Annotated in this window: 22 protein-coding genes, 1 pseudogene and 1 riboswitch; of the genes and pseudogenes, 19 read left to right on the forward strand and 4 right to left on the reverse strand. The window is 45.4% G+C overall.

Annotated elements, in window-relative coordinates:
* Positions 1-104: 104 nt before the first annotated feature.
* On the forward strand, positions 105-437 hold the full coding sequence (locus FYJ39_RS21090; protein ID WP_235919897.1) for a hypothetical protein: 333 nt from the start codon (positions 105-107) through the stop codon (positions 435-437).
* A gap of 14 nt (positions 438-451) precedes the next feature.
* The gene (locus tag FYJ39_RS19135; RefSeq protein ID WP_154473936.1) at positions 452-865 is read left to right on the forward strand and encodes a hypothetical protein; all 414 of its coding nucleotides are present in this window, start codon (positions 452-454) and stop codon (positions 863-865) included.
* Between the two features lie 951 nt (positions 866-1,816).
* Here FYJ39_RS19135 and FYJ39_RS19140 read toward each other — a convergent pair.
* A complete protein-coding gene (locus tag FYJ39_RS19140; RefSeq protein ID WP_154473937.1) occupies positions 1,817-2,092 on the reverse strand; it encodes a hypothetical protein in 276 nt (91 codons plus the stop codon).
* Between the two features lie 817 nt (positions 2,093-2,909).
* Here FYJ39_RS19140 and FYJ39_RS21630 point away from each other — a divergent pair.
* The 5 genes and pseudogenes from FYJ39_RS21630 to FYJ39_RS19165 form a co-directional block, all read left to right on the forward strand.
* Positions 2,910-3,323 (forward strand): annotated as a pseudogene (locus FYJ39_RS21630) (transposase); the annotation flags it as partial.
* 161 nt (positions 3,324-3,484) lie between these two features.
* Positions 3,485-3,838 carry an HNH/ENDO VII family nuclease gene (locus FYJ39_RS19150; protein ID WP_154473938.1) on the forward strand — a complete coding sequence of 118 codons (354 nt, stop codon included), beginning with the start codon at positions 3,485-3,487 and terminating at the stop codon, positions 3,836-3,838.
* Between the two features lie 11 nt (positions 3,839-3,849).
* Positions 3,850-4,380, forward strand: a complete 531-nt coding sequence (locus tag FYJ39_RS19155; protein ID WP_154473939.1) for an ankyrin repeat domain-containing protein — start codon at positions 3,850-3,852, stop codon at positions 4,378-4,380.
* On the forward strand, positions 4,377-4,697 hold the full coding sequence (locus FYJ39_RS19160) for an immunity protein Imm33 domain-containing protein (RefSeq protein ID WP_154473940.1): 321 nt from the start codon (positions 4,377-4,379) through the stop codon (positions 4,695-4,697). The genes FYJ39_RS19155 and FYJ39_RS19160 overlap by 4 nt, the downstream gene beginning before the upstream one ends.
* A 617-nt stretch (positions 4,698-5,314) precedes the next feature.
* Complete coding sequence (locus tag FYJ39_RS19165) at positions 5,315-5,809, forward strand: DUF5721 family protein (RefSeq protein WP_154473941.1); 495 nt, start codon at positions 5,315-5,317, stop codon at positions 5,807-5,809.
* A gap of 23 nt (positions 5,810-5,832) precedes the next feature.
* Here the strand turns inward: FYJ39_RS19165 and FYJ39_RS19170 are convergent, their stop codons facing one another.
* Positions 5,833-7,080, reverse strand: coding sequence for a RelA/SpoT domain-containing protein (locus FYJ39_RS19170; protein ID WP_154473942.1), 1,248 nt, complete (start codon positions 7,078-7,080; stop codon positions 5,833-5,835).
* Between the two features lie 123 nt (positions 7,081-7,203).
* A complete protein-coding gene (locus FYJ39_RS19175) occupies positions 7,204-7,437 on the reverse strand; it encodes a hypothetical protein (RefSeq protein WP_154473943.1) in 234 nt (77 codons plus the stop codon).
* A 292-nt stretch (positions 7,438-7,729) separates the two neighbouring features.
* Here FYJ39_RS19175 and FYJ39_RS19180 point away from each other — a divergent pair, with 292 nt between their 5' ends.
* The 12 genes from FYJ39_RS19180 (at position 7,730) to FYJ39_RS19235 (ending at position 20,120) form a co-directional block, all read left to right on the forward strand.
* Positions 7,730-10,411 (forward strand): translation factor GTPase family protein, encoded by a 2,682-nt coding sequence (locus tag FYJ39_RS19180; protein ID WP_154473944.1) that lies wholly within the window; start codon positions 7,730-7,732, stop codon positions 10,409-10,411.
* 102 nt (positions 10,412-10,513) lie between these two features.
* Positions 10,514-10,708, forward strand: a riboswitch (cobalamin riboswitch).
* Positions 10,709-10,907: 199 nt separating this feature from the next.
* Entirely contained in the window at positions 10,908-11,681 is a 774-nt protein-coding gene (cbiQ, locus tag FYJ39_RS19185) for a cobalt ECF transporter T component CbiQ (protein WP_154473945.1), read from the forward strand.
* A complete protein-coding gene (locus FYJ39_RS19190) occupies positions 11,678-12,502 on the forward strand; it encodes an energy-coupling factor ABC transporter ATP-binding protein (RefSeq protein WP_154473946.1) in 825 nt (274 codons plus the stop codon). The genes cbiQ and FYJ39_RS19190 overlap by 4 nt, the downstream gene beginning before the upstream one ends.
* A gap of 75 nt (positions 12,503-12,577) precedes the next feature.
* Positions 12,578-13,324 carry an energy-coupling factor ABC transporter permease gene (locus FYJ39_RS19195; RefSeq protein ID WP_154473947.1) on the forward strand — a complete coding sequence of 249 codons (747 nt, stop codon included), beginning with the start codon at positions 12,578-12,580 and terminating at the stop codon, positions 13,322-13,324.
* Between the two features lie 24 nt (positions 13,325-13,348).
* Positions 13,349-13,654 carry an energy-coupling factor ABC transporter substrate-binding protein gene (locus tag FYJ39_RS19200; protein ID WP_407923866.1) on the forward strand — a complete coding sequence of 102 codons (306 nt, stop codon included), beginning with the start codon at positions 13,349-13,351 and terminating at the stop codon, positions 13,652-13,654.
* Positions 13,655-13,794: 140 nt separating this feature from the next.
* The gene (locus FYJ39_RS19205) at positions 13,795-14,232 is read left to right on the forward strand and encodes a MarR family winged helix-turn-helix transcriptional regulator (protein WP_178258650.1); all 438 of its coding nucleotides are present in this window, start codon (positions 13,795-13,797) and stop codon (positions 14,230-14,232) included.
* On the forward strand, positions 14,222-15,577 hold the full coding sequence (locus FYJ39_RS19210) for an MATE family efflux transporter (protein WP_154473949.1): 1,356 nt from the start codon (positions 14,222-14,224) through the stop codon (positions 15,575-15,577). The genes FYJ39_RS19205 and FYJ39_RS19210 overlap by 11 nt, the downstream gene beginning before the upstream one ends.
* Before the next feature lie 77 nt (positions 15,578-15,654).
* Positions 15,655-16,833 carry a glycosyl hydrolase family 18 protein gene (locus tag FYJ39_RS19215; protein ID WP_154473950.1) on the forward strand — a complete coding sequence of 393 codons (1,179 nt, stop codon included), beginning with the start codon at positions 15,655-15,657 and terminating at the stop codon, positions 16,831-16,833.
* A 174-nt stretch (positions 16,834-17,007) separates the two neighbouring features.
* Complete coding sequence (locus FYJ39_RS19220) at positions 17,008-17,994, forward strand: diaminopimelate dehydrogenase (protein WP_154473966.1); 987 nt, start codon at positions 17,008-17,010, stop codon at positions 17,992-17,994.
* A gap of 87 nt (positions 17,995-18,081) precedes the next feature.
* Entirely contained in the window at positions 18,082-18,366 is a 285-nt protein-coding gene (locus tag FYJ39_RS19225; protein ID WP_154473951.1) for a hypothetical protein, read from the forward strand.
* A 62-nt stretch (positions 18,367-18,428) separates the two neighbouring features.
* Positions 18,429-18,635, forward strand: coding sequence for a DUF378 domain-containing protein (locus FYJ39_RS19230; protein ID WP_154473952.1), 207 nt, complete (start codon positions 18,429-18,431; stop codon positions 18,633-18,635).
* A gap of 186 nt (positions 18,636-18,821) precedes the next feature.
* Entirely contained in the window at positions 18,822-20,120 is a 1,299-nt protein-coding gene (locus FYJ39_RS19235) for a DUF1576 domain-containing protein (protein ID WP_154473953.1), read from the forward strand.
* A gap of 465 nt (positions 20,121-20,585) precedes the next feature.
* On the opposite strand, the gene FYJ39_RS19240 is transcribed toward FYJ39_RS19235, so the two are convergent.
* Positions 20,586-22,265: a methyl-accepting chemotaxis protein gene (locus FYJ39_RS19240; RefSeq protein WP_154473954.1), complete on the reverse strand. Its 1,680-nt coding sequence runs from the start codon at positions 22,263-22,265 to the stop codon at positions 20,586-20,588.
* Positions 22,266-22,608: the final 343 nt, after the last annotated feature.

Below are 22,608 nucleotides of genomic sequence, written 5' to 3' on the forward strand. Positions count from 1 at the left end.
GTTCTTTTTCTGCTTTAGTATTTAAAGATTTAGAACTGCCAGATCCTTAAGGACAGTCCGCTTTTTCCAAAGAAGGGATGGAAAAGGCGCAAAAAGCATAAGGGTTGAGTGTCTATGCCAAGGGGGGAAGTGGGGCTGTAGAGGGTGGCTCAGGAGCACAAGGTATAGGAAAGCCTGTAGCGGTAGAAGGAAGAGGAAATACAGGAAGAACGGTTCCTAATACATTAAATGAGCAGATGGCAATGAATCAAGTACAATCTAATCCATTAGAAAGTGCAACTAAAGTGCCACTAGAAATGACCGACCCTAGATGGCCAGCATCAGAAGGTTGGGTTAAGATGCAATCAGTGGTACAGAATGCAGATGGAACAAAAACTACAATACATTATGTGTACAATGAAATTACAGGTGCTTTTGATGATTTCAAATTCAAATAGAAAGGATAAAAAAGATGGATAATATTATTTTCGAGAAAATTTGGCAAGATGATAGTCTTATTGAATTAAAAATATCTGCTAATTCTGAATTTGTTTCAGCTTATCAAAGTTGTTATATTCAGGATAAAAAATTAGAGGAGATAGCAGAAACAATTTGTAAGTTTATAGAAAATTATAATGAAACTTGTTATTTGGAATTTGGTAAAAAAGAAGGAAATTATACGCCTGCGTTTTCAATGTGTTTGCTACCAGCTGATATATCAGGACATATTAAAATTGAAGTGGATATCGAAATAGAAGACAATGATACACGTTCACATAGATGTTGTTTTTATGTAAAAAGCGAATTAGGGTTAATAGAGCGGTTAGGAATGTCTTTGAAAAAGTTGATAATAGAGCAAGACGGATATGAAGTATCTTTGTGTTAATACACAAAAATATGTAATAAAAGAGAATAACAATTTTGTAACATTTCCTTGACGATCCTCCAATGCCCATGTTACAATGGCACTCACCATGGGGGATAAGGGGGAAGAAAATTTCTTTCACAACCAAATAAAAACATATTATCAGTGATATTTCTACGATTTTAAAAAGTCATGAAGTATCGCTGATTTTTTGTATGCTTTTATAGTTTGCTGATATGATAAAACCTATAAAAATGTGTAAAGGCATAACCAATTTCTAAAGAGGCAGAGAAAGTTATGCCATGTCAGATTCCCCAACGGCTTTGCCGTTAGGCGTTTTTTCGGTTTGTGCCGCCGCTGGCGGCATAAACCCTTTAACCTGCACACATTTCGACCCTACTATTTTTCTCAATTTTCAGAAAAAAGTGGTTGTTTCACATCGGGCCAACGAGCCGATATACTTGCCTCATGGTACATCTTCCGATACCAGCTGAAAAAGGGCAACACGGGTGGTCACGGTGCGTCACAGGGGCAAGAGAATTGCGGCGAGCGAGCGGAAGGAAACAACTCACGGATAAATTCGTCTGTCTGCCTGAAAATGATGGCAGGATTCTACCTGCATAGGTTTGTACCCGGTAGTTTCTCTGAAGAAAACCTGGAAATGGCTTAAAATTGTGCTTTTTGGTTGTAACAATGCAGGAAACCAGCATAAAGTTTTTGGAGAATCCGCAAAAAGGTATTCAAAAAACAGGGGTATCCAGCATAACAATTTTGCGGCTCCGTCACCCGGAACAATTCTCCTTTTATGGGCGAATTGTTCACCGTGGGTGGCGGAATACCGGAAATGAAAAAGCTGGGTGCCACCAAACCGCCCAGAAGAAAATTTTTCGACCCTGAGAGAAATGCTGTCAGTAAAGATACGTTAAGAAATATGCAAGGAAAAAGAAATTGATTTCCAAGACGGTTCCTGTTTTAAAGACTGTTGATTAATTTCATGGCACGAATACCGTCCTTAACACCGCAGGTGTAAAGATAAGCGGTTTCTTTTGCATGACGTTCTGTGGTCAAATCGAAGAACCGGCTGATGGTTTTTCGCTCTTTTTTGGTCAGCCGTTTCAGGATTGCCTCCATCCGGTCTAACATCTGTGATTCTTCCCGCCTGCCGTCTGCCTTGGAATGGGACAGTTCCTGCCAATGCAGTTCCATCCGTTCGTAGATGATATATTCTATCCATTCTTTCTCGCTCATTGCGTTCACCTCCCTCGCACCACAGAGGATACCGGAAGGCTCCGCAGAAGTCGATACCACAATGCACCAAACCAGAGGACAGATTTTAAAGCACCTTACACAAATCGGAACATCCATCAGAAAAAGGACTTGAATCTGTTTGTCACCAGAGGTAACATACGACACACCTCGGAAGAGGAATAACCTGTAGAAACCTTTGGTTATAGGGACGGATAGGCTTTTCCCCCCTTGCGATGGCCGTAGCTTTTGCGCGTAAATCGGCATATAACGCTTATCAGTTGAGGTTGCCGGCGGCATCTGTGGCTGGAGATGGAGACAGGAAGTGGAGGAAGGATGGTAGTTGAGAAAGGAAAACATCATTTACGTGGGGATTGACCTGCATAAGGAAACCCACACAGCGGTCATGCTGGACTGCTGGAACCACAAGCTGGGAGAGATTACGTTTGAGAACAAACCAGCACAATTTCATAAGCTGACGAGAAAAGTCAGCCGGTTTGTAACAGAGGAAAAGACAGCCGTTTACGGTCTGGAGAACGCTTACGGCTATGGCCGCACACTGGCGGTATGGCTGTTTGAAAGAGGAAAGACCGAAGAGAAACTGGCAGGAGAACTGCGCCCGGTGAGCCATAATAACTGTTCTGTCAAGCGAGCAGAAAAGATACTGGAACTGGTAAAATCAGATGGAGGAACCTGCCGTGACTGTCAGGAAAGCCGAGACATCATCACCAGAAGTCTGGCAAATGATTTGGAACATTACCGGAAACAGATGGAGGAAGTGGAGGCGGCAATCGAAGCCATGCTGCCTGAATTTGGCTGTACCCTTATGACCATGCCGGGAATCGATATTATCACAGCAGCAAATATACTTGCGGAGATAGGAAACATTGACCGTTTTCCCAACGCAAAGAAACTGGCGAAGTTCGCCGGAATCGCACCCATCAATTTTTCCTCAGCAGGAAAAGGGAAGGATGTGTGCCCAAAACAGGGAAACCGGAGATTACAGGCCATCTTTTATTTTCTTGCAATCCAGATGGTGCAGGTAGCGCCCAGCGGAACGCCGAGGAATGCGTTATTCCGTGAATATTTCCTGAAAAAGCTGGAGGAAGGCAAGAATAAGCCCCAGGCGTTAATCTGCATCGCCAGACGCTTAGTAAATATCGTATATGGAATGTTAAAGAACCACACGGAATACCGGGAGCCGGAGAGAAAAACAGGGGAAGAAACTGTTTGAAAGAGGCTGTCGGAACGTATATAATGGAGAAAAGAACAGCAGACAAAGCCCCCCTTTGTTCTTTTTCTGCTATTGTATTTGGAAGTTTAAACTGTCGAACCTACTAAGAACAGTCCGCTTTTTCCAAAGAAGGGATGGAAAAGGCGTAAAAAGAATAAGGGTTGAGTGTCAATGCCAAGGGGGGAAGTAAGGGTGGTACAGGAGTAAAGAAACCATATGCTACGAGTAGACCAAGTTATGGGAAAGGGCAAGTAGAACAGGTTTGGGAGAATGCAAAAGATCCGATAACCGGTAAAGTATACGACCCTTCTGGTGTAGAAATCACATGGGATCCTACGAAACCACGAAATGGACAGTGGGATATGGGGCATATACCAGGAGAGAAGTATTCTGAAATGCATCAATTGTATATGGACGATGTAATTACCAAAGATGAGTTTTTACAATGGTACAGAAATCCAGATAACTACCGGCCAGAATTACCTAGCACTAATAGAAATCATAAGTATGAATGAGGTGACAAACAATGAATATAGAAAAAGCGGATTATGCAACAATTATTAGATTCGGAACACTACATGATTTAAACATAAAACTGCAAATGGAAGGCAAAAATCTTATTGAAGTGTCTAATATTACAGACAAAGAAGGGATAAGTCTTCTTGAAAAAAGCCTAATCGCAAGAAAATTTGATATAGCAAAAGAATTGCTAGCAAATAATGCAAAGGTAAATAATGTTTCAAATGCTGGGTGCAACGAATTTCATTACTTGGCTTGTAACATTAATTGTGATGGAGCTTTAGATATTGCAAGGATTTTATTAGCCAAAGGAACATCATTGATGGAAAAAGAAAAAAAATACGGTAATTCAGCATTTTTCACTCTATGTCAAGAAGTGTTTAAGGCACGTTCCACCGAAGGGTTGGATTTTATCGAGGAATGTTTTGATAAGATACAGGACTACGATGATTGTAACAAGATGGGATGCAGCATTAGAATGCTTATAAACGAAAGAGGAACAGACAAACTAAAACAAATAATGGAGTGCACAAAATGAAACAAAGTATGAACATGGGAGGCTCAATTGTCTCAAAAAATATTTTAGAAAAAAAAGGGAGAATTAAATGGTGTTTTCGAGAAGAAAGCGCGAACGCAATCGATAATGGATGGAGGTTTTTATCTGAAATAAATACAGACGATTATCTACAAGATGCCTCTAATATGGTAGTATGTGATTGGGGAACCCTTTTTGAGATTGAGCCGGCAATCGCACCTATATTTAATATGCCAATTGGAACGGATTTGACTTTAATGTATGAGAATCAACGCAAGTATTTTGTTTTTACAGAAACGGGAGAGATATGTGTACTGTAAATTCGATTTACATATGATTATCTAAGCTTTGTAATAATTTTGTAACATTTCTCTTGACGATCCCAAAACGCCCATGTTACAATGGCACGTACTAGAGGGGATAAGGGGGATGAAGAACTCTTGTAATACCTAAACATATAATGGGAGATGTTCCGTGTTTTTATAGGCTATGGTGCACCTCCCATTTTGCTATATAGCGGAATTTGCAGATATAGGCAAAGGCATAACAAATTTCCGAACTGCAGGAAAAGTTATGCTATACCATATTTCTCCCAACGGCTCTGCCGGTGGGTGTTTCTCGGCTTGTGCCGTCTCTTGGCGGCATAAAGCCTTTAACCTGCACACATTTCGACCCTACTATTTTCTCAATTTTCAGAAAAAAGTGGTTGTTTCACATCGAGCCAATATACTTGGCTCATGGTACATCTACGCCGACAAGACAGATCAAATTCCGATACCAGCTGGAAAAGGGCAACACGGGTGGTCTTGACTCTTGGCCGATGTATGCCAGTGGGTTTGACTTTTTCCTGCATCTATTTTATACTTGGCATAGTGGATTCACATTGGCACCGGGGAATATTTAAGAAATTGTCATAAGGACAGAGCAGGAGAGGGATATGATTGCATTAAGGGCGGAGGATGTAAGGACGTTTACCTCCAAGCTGTTTGTAAAGGAAGATTTTGACCAGTTTTTAGTTAAGGAGATCGAGATTGTAACCTTTAACTGTTTTACCATAGATGGGCACATACGACAGGGATATTTTGGAGAGGAGGAGTTGGAGGAGCGCAAAATTGAGGAGTTTTCTTCCTGGAAAATGCTCCGCCCTATATGCTTCGCCTTGATCAAGGGAAAGAAGCTGCCAGGCAGCTTCCGCATTGTGCTGCAGCTGAGTCCGGGAGCAGTAGAGAAGTTTGTAAAAAACTCAGGCTTGGGTATCACTGAAAGCCAGATTCAGGGCCTTTATCTTAATATCCGGTACGAGGAGGGAGTCCTGTACTGCGTTACAGGCACCTCCCTCTATGTATTTACACTGGACAAAGCTCTGGAAACAGAGTGGGACAGGACAGTGGAACGGTTCATGCGGGAGCATGATATTGTATGTGTAAGATAATCCGCCGGAAAGGTGAATACCGGCTAACTGGTATTGCCAAGCTTTTGCGACAGCTCCTGATACACCTCTTTTATCTCCTCAGTCTGCTTTAAAAGCTCCTCGGCATCCGGCTTTTCTATATCATGTATCAGCATATTTCTGATTTTTCTCAAAGAGCCTACCTTGCCTGCCATATCTTTGTCAAGAATTTCCAAACGCTTTAAGGTATTAATATTAAAGGCTCCGTAGGATCGTGGAGCGCTGCCAAAGGCAGCTTTGTTAAGCAGCTTCTCCAGCGGTACCCAGCGGTCAAAGAAACAGCCTATGACCTTCAACAGCTCCGGCTCAATGACAGCTCCTCCAGTCTTAAGCTCCTGGTAGATCTGATAGCGCTTTTCACTTCCCGTTATAATCTGATCAATGATCTGCTGGGAAATATTGCGGCGATCTTTCTCGAACTTAACGGACTTGAGCACTGGCTCGATATCCTTTACCTTTACGATTTTTAAACGGCTCATCAGCTTAAAGAGCAGCTCTATATTTCCCATCCTCAGCTCTATATCTTCCTGCCGAAAATGATTGCTCAGATAGTTATACAGGTAAGAGGCCAGATCGTATTGGCTGCTAAAGGTAGTGTTCTTGTTCTTGATACGCTCATTACCTGCGCTTTGAAGGCGTTCCAGGGCGATTTCTCCAGTGAGCACCAAACCGTTTAGTTCATCCAGTATGGATAATTCCTCTTCCGAAAGACTGCCTTGGAGGGGCTTGTAAATCAGGTCGTGCTCCACCTCCGACCAGGCGTGCATCAGGACGGAGGCCACCTGTATCTCAATGCGGGCAGCTGCGTACTTTTGTTGAGCAGGAGTCATAAGCTCCTCCTTCATGTGGGTTCTGTAGTGATTAGCCCAGTAGCCGGAAAAACGCTTGTTGTAGGTAGGAGGCTTAGATTCATCTGGAAATTGTTTTTTTTCAAGAAGACTGAACAGGTCATTAATAAGTGTATCTACCTTGTCTCTGTCTCCGGGGAAATAAAGAGATACTCTTACCCCTGACAAATCATACATGTCATCATAGATTTCACGCATATTTTTATAGGGAGTCTCCCGCACGGCATTTCTGTGGACGGCCTTGCTTTTCAGACGGCCGGGGTCTTTGGCTCTGGAAGTCACCAGGGCGCGAATGCCTGCGGATTGGAGGGCAGATTCCAGCGCCTTGGCTGCCAGCCGGGCGGCATTTTCATAAAATGTATATTTTCTTCTGTAGTTTTCCATAAACTGGCTGATTAAATCCAAGACATGGCCTCCCTTCTGAGCTTGGACGAGAGCGTCTCAAAAGTGGCTAACAAGACTTTTGGGGCATCTTCTGGTGCGCGTTTGAACCCTGGATTCTGTCAGATGGCAGGATTCAAAAACGGGTTAGCTGTTAAGTATATTCTTGAAGGATTGGAGAAATTCCATATCATCTGAATTGATACGTACATTGGACGAGATGGTTCTGCCGGTACTGTTGATGACATTTATTTCAATCAGGGTTCCCTGGTCTATAAAGCTTTCAGCTGTGGCTGCCTTAAGGAAGGGAAGAAGCCTGGGATGATTGAATTTAAAACGTTCCCAGGATGGCTTAAGCTGTAACAAATTGAATGGGTTCATATTCAGTTCCTTTCGGATGTATAGTATCGGTTTGTATAATCCTGCTTTGGTTCATGTTATGTATATCATAGCCTATATGGGGGTTAAAATCAAGAATATTTCCTTCTAACCTGTGCTGCTTAGCTTCCGTTTTCAAACATCTTACTCTAGTTAGAAATGCTGTCTGAAGCAATATTGGTGGGAGAGGTGTGGAAAAGTGCATTTCCGCCCGGATTTACCTTTCTTGTAATTCATGATATAATATGAAGGACAAAATAGATATGAGTTTCCTATAACAGAAAAGAGACAAACCATGAACCCTATCGTAATTGGAATTTTAGCCCATGTAGACGCTGGTAAAACCACCCTCTCAGAGGCGCTTTTATATCTGGCCGGAAGCATCCGTAAGCTGGGGAGAGTAGACAATAAGGACGCATTTTTAGATACCTACGCTCTGGAGCGGGCCAGAGGAATCACTATATTTTCCAAACAGGCCAGGCTGATTTGGGAGGATTTGCCTGTTACCCTTCTTGATACACCGGGGCATGTAGATTTTTCTGCGGAAATGGAACGGACTCTTCAGGTGCTGGACTGCGCCATTTTGGTTATCAGCGGAGCGGATGGAATACAGGGGCATACATTAACGCTTTGGCGTTTGCTTGCAAAGTACAAAATTCCTGTATTTCTATTTGTAAACAAGATGGATCAGCCCGGTACAGACAAGGAAGAACGTTTGAAGGAGCTAAGGAGCTGTCTGGACGAGAGCTGTTTGGACTTTGCAGAGGAGGGAACGGAGGAATTTTTGGAGCAGGCGGCCATGTGTGACGAGCGTGCGTTGGAGCAGTATCTGGATACGGGAAGCGTAGAGCAGGAGCAGATTTCTCAGATGATTGCAGAGCGGAAGCTATTCCCCTGTTATTTTGGATCTGGCCTTAAGCTTCAGGGTGTGGAGGAGCTATTGCATGGCATTGTCAGATACGCCCCCCAGCCTGTTTATACGGAGGATTTTGGTGCAAAAATCTATAAGATATCCAGAGACGGCCAGGGAAACCGCCTGACCTACATGAAGATTACCGGAGGCAGTATAAGGGCAAAGATGACGCTGCCCAATGGGGAAAAGGTAAACCAAATCCGGCTCTACTCCGGCCAGAGGTTTGAGGCTGTAAATGAAGCAGGGCCTGGCTGTATATGCGCAGTCACGGGTCTTACCCAGACCTTTGCCGGACAGGGACTGGGTGGCGAAGCAGCTTCTATGGAGCCAATTCTGGAGCCTGTGCTGACTCATAAGGTGAAGCTGCCATTTGGCTGTGATCCGGCGGTGATGCTGCCAAAGCTGCGGGAGCTGGAGGAGGAGGACCCTCAGCTTCATGTGGCCTGGGATGAACATCTAAAGGAAATACAGATACAGCTTATGGGAGAGGTTCAGATTGAGGTATTAAAAAGTCTTATAGAGACACGGTTTGGCATATCAGTGGATTTTGGAACTGGGAATATTTTATATAAAGAAACCATTGCTGACAAGGTGGAGGGGGTAGGCCATTTTGAGCCTCTGCGCCACTATGCGGAGGTTCATCTTATTTTGGAGCCTGGAGAGCGGGGCAGCGGGCTGCAGTTTTTCTCGGTATGCAGTGAGGATATGCTGGATAGGAGCTGGCAGCGTCTGGTGCTCACACATCTGGAGGAGAGGCTCCACAAGGGTGTGCTCACAGGGGCTCCCATCACGGATATGCGTATCAGCCTTGCTGCCGGGAGAGCTCACAATAAGCATACGGAGGGCGGTGATTTCCGGCAGGCTACTTACAGGGCGCTGCGCCAGGGACTGATGGAGGCGGAGTCTGTTTTGCTGGAGCCATGGTATGAATTTCACCTGGAGATACCAGAAACGTCCATAGGGAGGGCTATGATGGACATTCAAAAGCGCAGCGGAACCTGCCTCCTCCAGAAAGCAGAAGGAGGTATGGCCCTCCTGCTGGGCAGCGCTCCTGTGTCTGCTATGGAAGATTATCATAGGGAGGTAACGGCCTATACCAAAGGCTGCGGCAAGCTGACCTGCACCTTAAAGGGCTATGAGCCTTGTCACAACTCTGACGAGGTAATAGCGGCCATCCAATATAATCCTGAAAAGGATCTTGATAATCCCTCCTCGTCTGTGTTCTGTGCCCACGGAGCAGGATTTGTGGTATCGTGGAATCAGGTAAAGGAATATATGCATGTAGAGAATGTCCTTGGGGAAAAAAGGAAATCTCCCCCAAAGGCAAATGTGCCATCTTCTCCTTCTTCAGCAGGAGAAGATAAGGAGATATGGCTGGGAACCGATGAGATTGATGCCATACTGGAGCGGACTTATTTTTCCAACAGCCGTAATAAGACCCGCCGTAAATCCGGGATTCCCGTAAAGAGCGGCAGCCAAAGAGATGCAAGTTCCCCTGAGATCCGCTTTTACCAGCCAGGGAAGCAGGATAAGAGGGAGCAATACCTTCTGGTGGACGGCTATAATATAATTTATGCCTGGAACGATCTGAAGAGTCTGGCAGAGGACAATATGGAGGGAGCCAGAATGCGGCTGTTGGATCTGCTCTGCAATTATCAGGCAGTCAAAAGGTGCAGCCTTATAGTGGTCTTTGATGCTTACCGGGTTAAGGGGCATGTGACGGAAGGGATAGATTATCATAACATTCATGTAGTTTATACAAAGGAGGCGGAGACTGCGGATCAGTATATTGAAAGGTTTGCCCATGAAAATGCCCGCAAATATGACGTTTCCGTGGCAACCTCCGATGGAATGGAGCAGATTATTATACGGGGCCAGGGCTGCCGGCTTGTTTCCGCTATGGATTTGAGGGAAGATTTGGAGCGTGTGAGAAGTATGCTTCGAGAGACATATCTGGAACGGCCTCAGCTTAAGCGAAACAGCCTGCTGGACGTGCTTTCAGAGGAGGCGGCAAACAAGCTTGAGAAGCTGAACGCCCAACTGGAGCAGGGAGCTGCGCCATGACAAACGCATGAGCAAAGCTTCTATGAACCTTCAGCGTTTGTTATGAGGGTTGTACTAAAACAGCTTGCATCTGTCTTCTTTCTGTAGTACAATAACCCAGAAAATTAAATGGCAAGGAATGGTGCCCGGCAAGTCTTATGGATAGCCGGGATAATAGGGAAATGAGTGAAAGTCTCATACGGTCCCGCCGCTGTAAAGGCTGAGGTGAGCCAAATACTCCACTGCATAGAGATATGTGGGAAGGATGGCTTGCCTGTGAAGCCTGAGTCAGAAGACCTGCCTTCTGTGCCTGCAATCCATTAATTACGAGCGATAATTAGTGAATTGGGAGCCGTAGAGCAGCTATTGTTGCGCCCATTTTTACTGATTATGCCGTTTTCAGTATTAAATGGACGCTTTTTTATTGCTCGGAAGCTGGCTGCTCATGTGCAGGGGGCCGTAGGAGCGGATGCTATATTGTACCAAAATGAGCCACGTATAAATCGGGGGAATATCGATGAAGCAGCATCAGCATGTACATACTATGGAATATTATGCCTACAAGTCAAAACTTTTACATGTATCGCCTGGCTTTAAAAGCTTCTTTACGGCTATGACGCTGACTCTTTGTCTCTGGGGAGATAATAATGGGGTATCCTGCTTTATTATTCTTTCTATGGCTCTGCTGAATATAGGAAAAAACCAGGTAGGAGCGAAGGAATATTTGAGCCTTCTTATGATTCCCGGAGTCTTTATTTTCCTGGGCTGCTTTGCCATGATACTGGATGCCGGCTATGGCGCCCAGGGGTGGTTTCTGCGGATTACCAGGGAGTCTGCGGGGATTGGGATTCGAGTGATGCTTCGCTCCTTTGGAGCAGTGAGCGCCCTTTATTTTCTTACCCTCTCTACCCCTATGGGGGAGCTGGTTGGCCTTTTCAGAAGACTTCATGTGCCAAGCGTCATTACGGAACTGATGTATCTTATTTACAGGTATATTTTTATACTTTTGGATAGTCAGAATCAGCTCAGGACAGCTGCGGAATCCAGACTAGGCTACAGGGACTTTTTCACCTCATGCCGGACCTTTGGGGCTTCTCTGGGAAATCTTCTAGTTATTACTCTTAAGAAGTCCGGCGCTTACTATGACGCTATGATATCCAGAGGCTATGAGGGAGAGCTGCTTTTTATGGAGGAAAACAGGGAGTTTAAAATGAGCTGGCTTTTGTGGGCAGCCTTGTATGGATTGGCTGCAGCCGGTATCAGGATGGTGGCAGAGGGGAGATGGTTATGAAAGAAGAGTTTGTCTTACAGGTAAAAGGGCTTTCCTGCTCCTATGAGGAGGGAGAAAAGGTACTGGATGGGGTCAGTGTCAATATCTCTAAGGGTGAGAGAATCGCTGTTTTAGGGGCCAATGGAGCGGGCAAATCTACCTTTTTTCTCTGTCTCAATGGCGTTTTAAAGCCTCAGGAGGGAGAGCTTTGGCTGGAGGGACAGAAAATAGGCAGTCACAAGGCAAAACAACTGCGAAAAAAGGTGGGGATCGTGTTCCAGGATGCAGACAGCCAGATTATAGCCTCTACAGTCAGGAGAGAGGTTTCATTCGGGCCTGTGAATTTAAGGATTCCTATGGAGGAGGTCAGATTAAGGACAGAACAGGCCTTGGATTATATGGGGATTCAAAGACTGGGGGAGAGGCCGCCTCATTACTTAAGCGGAGGGGAAAAAAAGCAGGTGACAATAGCAGATATCATTGCTATGGAACCGGAGGTATTCATCTTCGACGAGCCTTCCGCTGCTCTGGATCCGGTGAATTCGGAGATTCTGGAGGTTGTGCTGAGCCGTCTTTCCAGGGAGGGAAGGACCCTTATGGTGTCTACCCATGATGTGGATTTTGCGTATCGCTTTGCCAGCCGGCTTCTGGTGTTTTCCCAGGGGCGCATCATTGGAGACGGAAGTCCGGAGGAGCTTTTTGCCAGAGAGGAAATACTAAAGGAGGCCCATCTAAAGCAGCCGATTCTATATCAGCTTGGACAAGGGCTTAAGGAGAAGGGAATCCTTAAGGCAACCTTCTCATATCCCAGGACTGCGCAGGAGCTTTTAAAGCTTCTATGAGAAAGCCGGGTTGATGAATATAAATACATCTGCCATATGGGGCAGTGTAGAAATAAATGAAAAGGAGTATAAGCTATGTTTAAAAGAAACCATGTATTATTGAAGCTTTCCATTTTGTTTGCCTGTCTGTTCGCTGTTACGCCGGCTGCATATGGAATGCATATTATGGAGGGATACCTGCCTCCTTCCTACTGTGTAGGCTGGGGCGCTATTTCCCTTCCGTTTCTGGTGTGGGGGTTTAAGTCAATCCAGAAGAAATTAAAGGAGAATAAGAAGAATATCACTCTTCTGGCAATATCGGGGGCATTTATCTTCGTGATTTCCTCTCTAAAGATACCTTCTGTTACAGGAAGCTGCTCCCATATGACAGGAACGGGGCTGGGAGCTGTGCTGTTCGGACCGGCTCCCATGGCTATTCTGGGCCTGATTGTACTTATCTTTCAGGCGCTTTTGCTGGCCCACGGCGGGTTGACCACTCTGGGGGCGAATACCTTTTCCATGGCAATCGCAGGACCTTTTCTGTCCTTTGGGTTATACCGCCTGTGCAGGAAGCTAAAGGTGAATAAAAATCTGAGCATTTTTCTGGCTGCCTGTCTTGGAGATTTGTTTACATACTGCGTTACCAGCCTACAGCTGGCTTTGGCATACCCGGCAGCAGAGGGAGGCGCGGTAGTGTCGGCGGTGAAGTTTCTGGGCGTCTTTGCGCCGACGCAGCTTCCATTGGCTGTGGTGGAAGGAATCCTTACCTTGGTTGTTATGATCACTCTGGAGACATATGCGAAATCTGAGATGAAGCTGGCAGGCTTTGAACAGGGGGTATAAAAGATGAGCAGAGAAAATAGAAGGATGATACTGATTCTTTTGGCAATTACGGTATGTCTGGTGTTTGTGCCTCTTTTTGCTTTGAAGGGGGCGGAGTTCGGAGGCTCCGACGATGCGGGCAGCGTGATGGTGGAGGAAATAGGAGGAGCCTATGAACCCTGGTTTACTCCTGTGCTGGAGACTATGCTGGATGGGGAGCTTCCAGGGGAGATCGAAAGCCTTTTGTTCTGTATTCAGACGGGAATCGGCGTGGGCGTTCTGGCATTTCTCATGGGCCGCATGGTGGAGCGGAAGAAATGGGAGGACAAAGAAACCATAAAAAGAAACTAGAAGATGGCTTGCTATACAGTACGGAAGGCTGGGATTTTTTCCCTTCCGTACTGTTTTTTCTTGACAGATTAGGAAATAAGGAGTAGAATTGTTGTTTGTCACAACTGTTGTATTATACAATTAAGTGGGAGGCGTTAGTAGTGAACCGCTATACAGGAATCTATCGCAGATGCGAGCTTTTGTACATACGGTCCGAGCTGGATAAGTACAGGATTCAGCCCTTAGAGGGGAAAATGCTGTTTTTTTTGAGTAAAAATTGCTGTACCCAGGAAGAGATAGGGCAGCACTTTAATATAGATAAAGGACGAATTGCCAGAGCTCTTTCGGAATTGGAGGAGAGAGAACTGGTATGCCGAAAGGTGAACCAGCAGAATAAGCGTCAGAAGCTGGTAAGCCTTACCACGGAGGGGGAGCAGATAGTTTCAGAGATTGATGCTATATTCCGCAGGTGGGATGAGATCTGCTATGACGGATTTTCAGAGGAGGAGCGAAGGCTTTATCAGGATTTTGTTAAGCGGATCGCTGATAATGTAATAGAGTACAGACACAGACAAGGAGAAGATGACGATGGTCAATAATCTGACAGAGGGAAAGCCCCTTAAGCTTTTGTTTTTATTTGCTGTTCCTATGGTGGTGGGAAACTTGTTTCAGCAACTTTATAATATGGTGGATTCCATGGTAGTGGGACGGTTTGTGGGAGAGGACGCCTTGGCGGCGGTAGGTTCCTCCTTCCCGGTTGTATTTCTGTCTGTAGCAGTGGCATCAGGTCTGTCTATGGGATGTACGGTGGTTATCTCCCAGTTCTTCGGGGCAGGAAAGATACGGGAGATGAAGGTGACGGTATCTACGGCTCTGATTTCTCTGGGGCTTATAGGGCTTTTGATTATGGGAATGGGAGAGCTGATTTCAGGGCCTCTTTTGAAGCTTCTGGGGACCGATCCGGATATCATGGCAGATTCCCTTATATATCTGAAGATTTACTTTGGAGGAGCCGTGTTCCTCTTTTTGTATAATTCCCTGAACGGTATCTATAATGCTCTGGGAGACAGCCAGACGCCTCTTAAATTTTTGATCGTGTCCGCTTTAACCAATATTGTTTTGGATTTGCTGTTTGTTATTAAGTTTCATATGGGTGTGGCAGGCGTGGCCTGGGCTACCCTGATTGCCCAGGGATTATGTGCCTTTATCTCTTTCTGTGTGCTGATACATCGCATGAGGAGGATGGAGAATGAGGAGGATGCAAGAGGATTGAAATTTTCGTTTTTTGATAAATCCTCTGCGGAGCGCATCGCAAAGGTTGGAATACCCTCTATGCTGCAGCAGTCCATTGTTTCCCTCAGCATGATGATCATGCAGGGGCTGGTTAACTCCTACGGAAAGGTGTTTGTAGCTGGATATACGGCCGCCACCAAGATAGATACCCTGGCAATGCTGCCTAATATGAACTTTTCTAATGCTATGTCCAGCTATACGGCTCAGAATATGGGAGCCGGGAAAACGGAGCGGGTGAGGGAGGGGTATAAAGCCAGCATGCTTATGGTGGTGGCATTTTCACTGATCATTACCTTGCTTATATATCTGTTTGGACCTCAGCTTCTGGGATTATTTCTGGAGCAGGGAGAGGCAGGAAGCGCTATGAGCTACGGACTCAGCTACATGAAGACAGTGTCTGTGTTCTATATCCTGATGGGAGCCTTGTTTGTGGGAACTGGCCTGCTGCGGGGAGCCGGAGATATGGGGGCATTTATGTTCAGTTCAATGGTTAATCTGTTCTCCCGGGTGATAATTGCTTATTTGCTGGCTTATTTTATCGGTGAAAGCGCTATCTGGTGGTCCATACCTACCGGATGGGCCATTGGCTTTGTATTCTCCTATATACGGGTGAGAAGCGGAAAATGGATGGATAAGCGGCTGGTGGATTAAGCGGTATATGCGCTGACGCATTGACTGCCCTGTGACGGCATATATATTGTATCAATCACAGCTCAAGGAGCAGAAGATTGGACATTTACGTAGTAAAGCAGGGGGATAATGTGGACTCCATTGTGGCCCTGGCAGGTATTCCGGTAGAAACCCTCATAAGGGACAATCAGATCCCATATCCCTTTCGCCTGGCCGTTGGCCAGGCTCTTTTTATCTCTGACGGAACAGCGGCAACAGACAGGAGGCCTCTCCATTCCGGCGGTTACGCTTATCCCTTTATACGTCAGGAGGTACTGGATGAAACTCTTTTGTATCTTACCTCTATCAATGTTTTTTCCTACGGTTTTACCATGGAGGGCAATTTGATTCCGCCTATGGCAGATGATCAATGGATGATAGGCCGGGCATGGGAGAAGGGCGTCCGTCCAATTTTAACCCTTACTCCTCTGGGAGAGGACGGCCGGTTTAACAATAATCTGGTGTCTAATCTGGTGAGAAATCAGGAGGTGCAGCAGCATCTTATCTGGGAGCTGGGCCAGACGCTTCAGGAGAAGGGGTTCGCCGGTGTGGATATTGATTTTGAGTATGTTCTGGCAGAGGATCGGGAAGAGATGGCTGCCTTTGTGAGAAAAACAACTCAGGTGATGAACTTATTTGGATATACCGTCTCTGTAGCGCTGGCTCCTAAGACCTCTGCCCAGCAGAGGGGGCTGTTGTATGAGGGTATTGACTACCGTCTTTTGGGAGAGGCGGCCAACCGTGTTCTTTTAATGGCCTATGAGTGGGGCTACACCTACGGGCCGCCTATGGCTGTAGCGCCTGTTAATATGGTGCGCAGAGTGGTGGATTACGCTGTGTCTGTGATTCCCAGGGAGAAGATCAGCCTTGGAATCCCCAATTACGGATATGACTGGCCGCTTCCTTATGAACGGGGCGTAACCAAAGCGCAGACCTTAAGCCATCAGGCAGCAATACAGCTTGCCATTGACCACGGAACAAACATACAGTTTGATGAAACTGCTATGTCTCCTTTTTTCCGTTACTGGCAGTATGGAATACAGCATGAGGTATGGTTTGAGGATGTGAGAAGTATAAAGGCCAAGTTCGATCTGGTGAAGGAGTATGGTCTTTCAGGCACAGGCTATTGGCAGCTGATGAGTTTATTCCGGGCCAACTGGCTGATGATGGAGGAGCTGTTTTATATTGAAAGGGATTGGCCCTTAAAGGAGGAGCTGGAGGCTCCTGAGCCGTCCTGACTGCCTGTCTCCTTGCCATGCTTTCGATCTCTGTGCGAGATTATTGTGGCAGCCGCTGATGCGAGATTATTCCTCAGATACTTGCCAGAAAACTCCAATTATAGTATAATTTTTAAAAATTAAAATCGTCCCCCCTTTACACACAGGGCCGAGGACACAAAGGAGAGTTTAATGATGGCAATCAGAGTTGGAATTTTTGGTTACGGCAATCTGGGTAGAGGCGTTGAATGTGCGATTAAGCATAATCAGGACATGGAGCTGGCAGCTGTCTTTACCAGAAGGGAGCCGTCCAAGCTTAAGGTACTAACTGAAGGCGCAAGGGTGTGCTCTGTGAATGAGGCTCCTTCCATGAAGGATCAGATTGATGTGATGATTCTTTGTGGGGGGAGCGCCACGGATCTTCCAAAGCAGACTCCTGAGATGGCGAAATATTTTAATGTAGTTGACAGCTTTGACACCCATGCAAGGATTCCGGAGCACTATGAGGCAGTAGACAAGGCAGCTAAGGAAAGCGGACATGTGGGAATTATTTCCGTAGGCTGGGATCCGGGCATGTTTTCCCTGAACCGCCTTTACGCTAACGCCATACTGCCGGAAGGAAAGGACTACACCTTTTGGGGAAAGGGAGTAAGCCAGGGACATTCCGATGCGATACGAAGAATTGAGGGGGTAAAGGATGCAAGACAGTATACGATTCCTGTGGATACAGCTCTGGATGCAGTACGCAGGGGAACCAATCCAGAGCTTAACACCCGGGAGAAGCATACGAGGGAGTGCTTTGTAGTGGCAAACGAGGGAGCTGATCTAAAAGCCATTGAGACAGCCATTGTCACTATGCCGAACTATTTTGCGGATTATGATACAACGGTGCATTTTATTACAGAGGAGGAGCTTTTAAGAGATCATGCTGGCATTCCCCACGGAGGCTTTGTGATTCGGACCGGGGCTACGGGCTGGGAAAATGAGAATAAGCATGTGATTGAGTACAGTCTGAAACTGGATTCTAATCCTGAATTTACGGCCTCTGTGATTGCGGCCTATGCCAGAGCGGCCTTCCGCTTAAGCCGGGAGGGTCAGAAGGGCTGTAAAACTGTATTTGATATTGCTCCGTCTTATCTGAGTGCGGCAGACGGATCTGAACTGAGAAAGCATATGCTGTAAGAGGCGGCAGGTAATGCCCCTCGTACTGTGACTGGAAAGCATAAAGGGCTTCTCTTATGACCTTACTTCAGAAAGCAGTCGGTCTCTATGACTGTCCTGTATCCTGCAGATTGCTGGCAGAGACAGATGGAAGCCGGAGCGTTCTATATTAAAGGGATTACTTTGCAGAAGAAGGCACCGGTATTAGAAGTCCCTCCACCATCCGGAGCGGCTTCTGACGCTGCTGAAACGGACAGGCCAAAAGGATTTATTAAGCTGCTTTTTCACCCTGAGGACTGGCTGATTCATACGCTCCGCCATGAGCGCCTTTCGGATATGGAAGACGCTACCACATTGAATGACAATACCATTGACGTAAGGATATGTGTATAAAATTTCCTCCTTTTGTAAATAATATCATTGGACATAAGAAATATGAGTAGGAGGTTATATCCATGGGAAATAAAGCGTTGGACTGTACAGCTCTCACAGTAAGTCTGATTGGCGCGATTAACTGGGGGCTGGTCGGATTCTTTAATTTTAACCTGGTTTCGTGGCTCTTCGGATCTGCGTCCTGGGTTACCAGAATCATCTATGCGCTGGTTGGATTATGCGGCCTGTATCTGATTACGTTTTATTCACGTACAGGAAGGGACGCATAAGCGTCAAGCTCAGAGAGCAAGGACCTGAGAATGCCCGTAACTGGGGATGACAGGCCCTTGTTTTTTATGGGTATTGGAGCGGTACAAAAAATACATATTGTTTGATCATTTATACAAAAGGGGTCTTTATCAAATAGCTGTTTATTTCTTATGATAGAAAGAGATGCGGCTGGGAGGAAAATTGATATGAAGTATCTGGAGAATTTCCATGAATTGAAATCTCTGACAAGGAAACAGAAATTTTTTTTATTGTCACTGATTCCGATTTATTTTATTGTGATAGGGCTGATGGCACAGCCCATACAGGAGATTATCCCTGGCATGATAGCCATTATCAGAGAGCCGGATTTTCTCATTACTGATTACTTTGTAGTGGGAGGAGTGGGAGCAGCTCTGATTAACGCGGGCGTGCTTACCCTTATGAGTATCGGAATCATATATTGTATGGGTATGGACATGGATGGACATACCATTACATCCAGCTTCCTGATGTTTGGTTTTTCCTTATTTGGTAAAAACATTCTTAATATATGGGCGATTTTAGCAGGTGTGTATCTCTACGCCCGTTATCACAGGGCCTCCATGAGAAGATACATTTATATCGGTTTATATGGAACCAGCTTGTCTCCGATTATCACTCAGATGATGCAGATGGGCAGCGGGCCGCTGCCGTTGAGACTTATGCTCACCTTAGGAGTGGGCCTTGTGATTGGATTTGTGCTTCCGCCGCTGTCTACCCATGTCCATTATGCTCACATGGGGTATTCTCTGTACAATGTAGGCTTTGCGGCTGGAATTATCGCTACGGTTATTGTATCTATAAAAAAATCCTTTGGCATGGAGGTGGAGTCCCGCCTTATCTGGTCTACAGGCTATAGCCAGATGTTTGCCTTGTTGCTGCTCCTTCTTTTTGGATGCATGATTATTTGCGGAGTGGCTGTAGGGGGAAAAGGCATATTCGAGTCCTACAAACGTATACTCCAGACCTATGGAATCAGCGGCGCCGATTATCTTAAGGATGAGGGAGGCGCTACTACCGTGTTTAATATGGGTATAAATGGATTGTTTGCCACCTGCTTTATCCTGGCGGTAGGAGGTGTTCTGAACGGGCCTACCATTTGCGGAATTTTTACAGTGGCAGGCTTTGCTTCCACAGGAAAGCATCTTAGAAATATAGCTCCTATTATGGCAGGCGTGTATCTGGCCAGCTTTACCAAAAAATGGAGTATCTCCGACCCATCCCCTTTATTAGCCCTGCTTTTTTCCACTACCCTGGCTCCGGTCGCAGGAGAGTTCGGCGTACTGGCCGGTCTGGCTGCCGGATTTCTTCATTCATCCGTAGCTTTGAACGTAGGAATCCTATACGGGGGAATGAACTTGTATAATAATGGCTTTGCCGGAGGCATTGTAGCTATTTTTATGGTTCCTGTTTTACAGTCTGTCCGGGATCGCCGGGCTAGAGCCAGAGGGGGACTGTCTCTGTAAGGTTCTAAAGAAAATGATTTTTTAATTTTTATGTTTTTGCGAAATTCTTCTGGAGAAATTCCAGCAATTTTTTTTAATGCTTTTCCAAAGTAGCTGGAATGGGAATAGTCTGTTGGTTCAGCGGTTTTAAAAATGCAGGAAATATTCAGATGTTTGGCAACGGGGCAAAAGGTACCAAGAAGCTCCGTAGAAATATTATGCAGTATGGAATTTTCCACAATGGGCTGCAAAATCAGTTTGGGTGTGGAAAAGAATAAGTAAGGGAAGAGTAAATGCTACAAAATAAAACACGGTTCCAAATTGGTATAAAAAGCCCCCTGGAGCCGTGTTTTTCTGTATTAGAGAGGTTTTTCTGGTATCTCTTTTAAACAACAAAGGGTTATAACTGTCCGCCTGCTAGTATCACAGGGGGAGAGGATCTAAGAACGTGTTGATAGTTTCTTTAAAGCGTAAGACGCTTTAGTTTTAGGAACGAAGCCGGAAACGTCCTATGGCTTCTTTCAGTATTTTGGCCTGTCCGGACAGATCTTCTGACGCAGCGCTGGATTCTTCTGCCGTTGCCAGGTTGGTCTGTATGACATCAGAAATCTGGTGTATACTGCTGGTCAACTGGAGGATATGATCCTTTTGCTGCAAAGAAGCACTTGCTATTTCTCCTACTAGCGCCGTGGATTCCCTGGCTCCTACACCTACATATTCAAGAGTTGACATAGTGTCTTCTGCCAGGTCGACAGCCTGCTTTACCAGATTGAGAGTGTTTTCGATCAAAGCAGTAGTATCTTTAGCTGCCTTTGAGCTCTTGGCTGCCAAATTACGTACTTCATCTGCCACGACAGCAAAGCCTTTTCCCGCGGCTCCGGCTCTGGCTGCTTCCACAGCGGCGTTCAGAGCAAGGATGTTCGTCTGAAAGGAGATGTCCTCAATGGTCTTAATAATTCCGCTGATCTGGTTGGAGGAGCCTGATATGACATTCATGGTTTCAGAAAGCTGCTTCATTTTTTCCGTGCCTTCCATAAGCTTCCCGCCAGCTTCGTTGGAGCAGGTTTGGGCGCAGTCTGCACACTCGGATATATCTCCGATCTGGGCTGATATGCTGTCGGCAGAGGCGGAAAGCTCCTCAACCGCAGCAGCCTGCTGTGTGGCCCCCTGAGATACGGACTGGGAGGAGGAAGCAACATTCGTGGAATGGGAGGCTACATCCTCGGCGGTTGTATTGATGCGGTGGAGAGCTCTATTCAGGGAATCCAGTATCCGTATGAGGGACTTTTTGATTGGAAGAAATTCTCCCAGATAATCAATATCGATTGTCTGATTCATATTTCCTTCGGCCATCTGTGAAAGCTTGGATGCGATATCCTCAATATATTTCTTTAACTCAGCCTTTGTGGAGTGGATAGATCCTACCAGAATGCCGATCTCACTGGTATCCGCTTCCAGATTAAAGCCGGAGGAAAGATTACCCGATGCAATTTGCTCCATTTCATCACGTATCTTAATAAGCGGTTTAAATACCCGTTCTTTGGATAGCCAGTAGTTTAGAATTTGAAGCAGGATCGCAAAAATCAAAGCGAGGATGAAGCAGGATAAAATAAAATGGCTTATGCCAATCAAGTGGTTCACCTCACTAAGTGCCCTCTGATCCAGCTTGACGAGAAAGTCGGATTTAATCTGATTAATCCTGGCAATGGAAGAGCTGTATTCATCTCCATAAACGTAATCAATGGCGTCGCTCATATTGCCGGAAGCCACATCCTTCATGGCATTCTCCTCTAGAGGGACAAGGGTATTAGAGATGCTGGACATTTCATCGATCATGGACTGCTCCTGAGTAGTCAGGCCCAGGGATTTCATATTCTCCACTCCAATATCGCGGTTTTTCAGAGTATTAACCTCGTTCCAGTAATTGTCATAATGCTCCTTCTGGCCGGTAGCTGCATAGGCTCTTACCTCGTTGGTCAGGTAAGATGAGCCGTTCATAAAGCGATTTGCATTGTAGGTAAGCTCAAACCGGCGGCTATTGGCAGCATTAATTTTGCCATTTATCTGGCTGTAGCAGAAAAGACAGAATGCCATTAATAGCAGCATGAGAATCGAGATTCCGTTTAATAATAATAAGAGTGTGGATTGCTTCATTTTCTTTTTCATCTGTAGGGTTTCCTCCTGGAAATTGGTTTAATAGTTTGAACTTTTATCAAAAACAGAGTATTTTTTGTTGTATATTAATATTTCGGCGGATATTTGATTTCAATAATAGAGAAAGCGGAAGCTGAGACAATTTAATTTATGAATGGCATCGTAAACCTGTGGTATATAGATGCCGCTTCTTTTGTAAATAGTTTCTGTTTTCGTGTATTTGTGAGTTTTTCACAGGAATTTTTAAGCGAAAGCTGTTTAGTAAAAACATTAAATTGTATATTATGTCGGAAAATTGTTTTGTTATCTTGAAATATTGAAGTAAAATGCATAGAGTGATAAAATCCAGTTAAGT

Origin of the sequence: Clostridium porci (assembly GCF_009696375.1) — a bacterium.
Lineage (GTDB): Bacteria > Bacillota > Clostridia > Lachnospirales > Lachnospiraceae > Enterocloster > Enterocloster porci.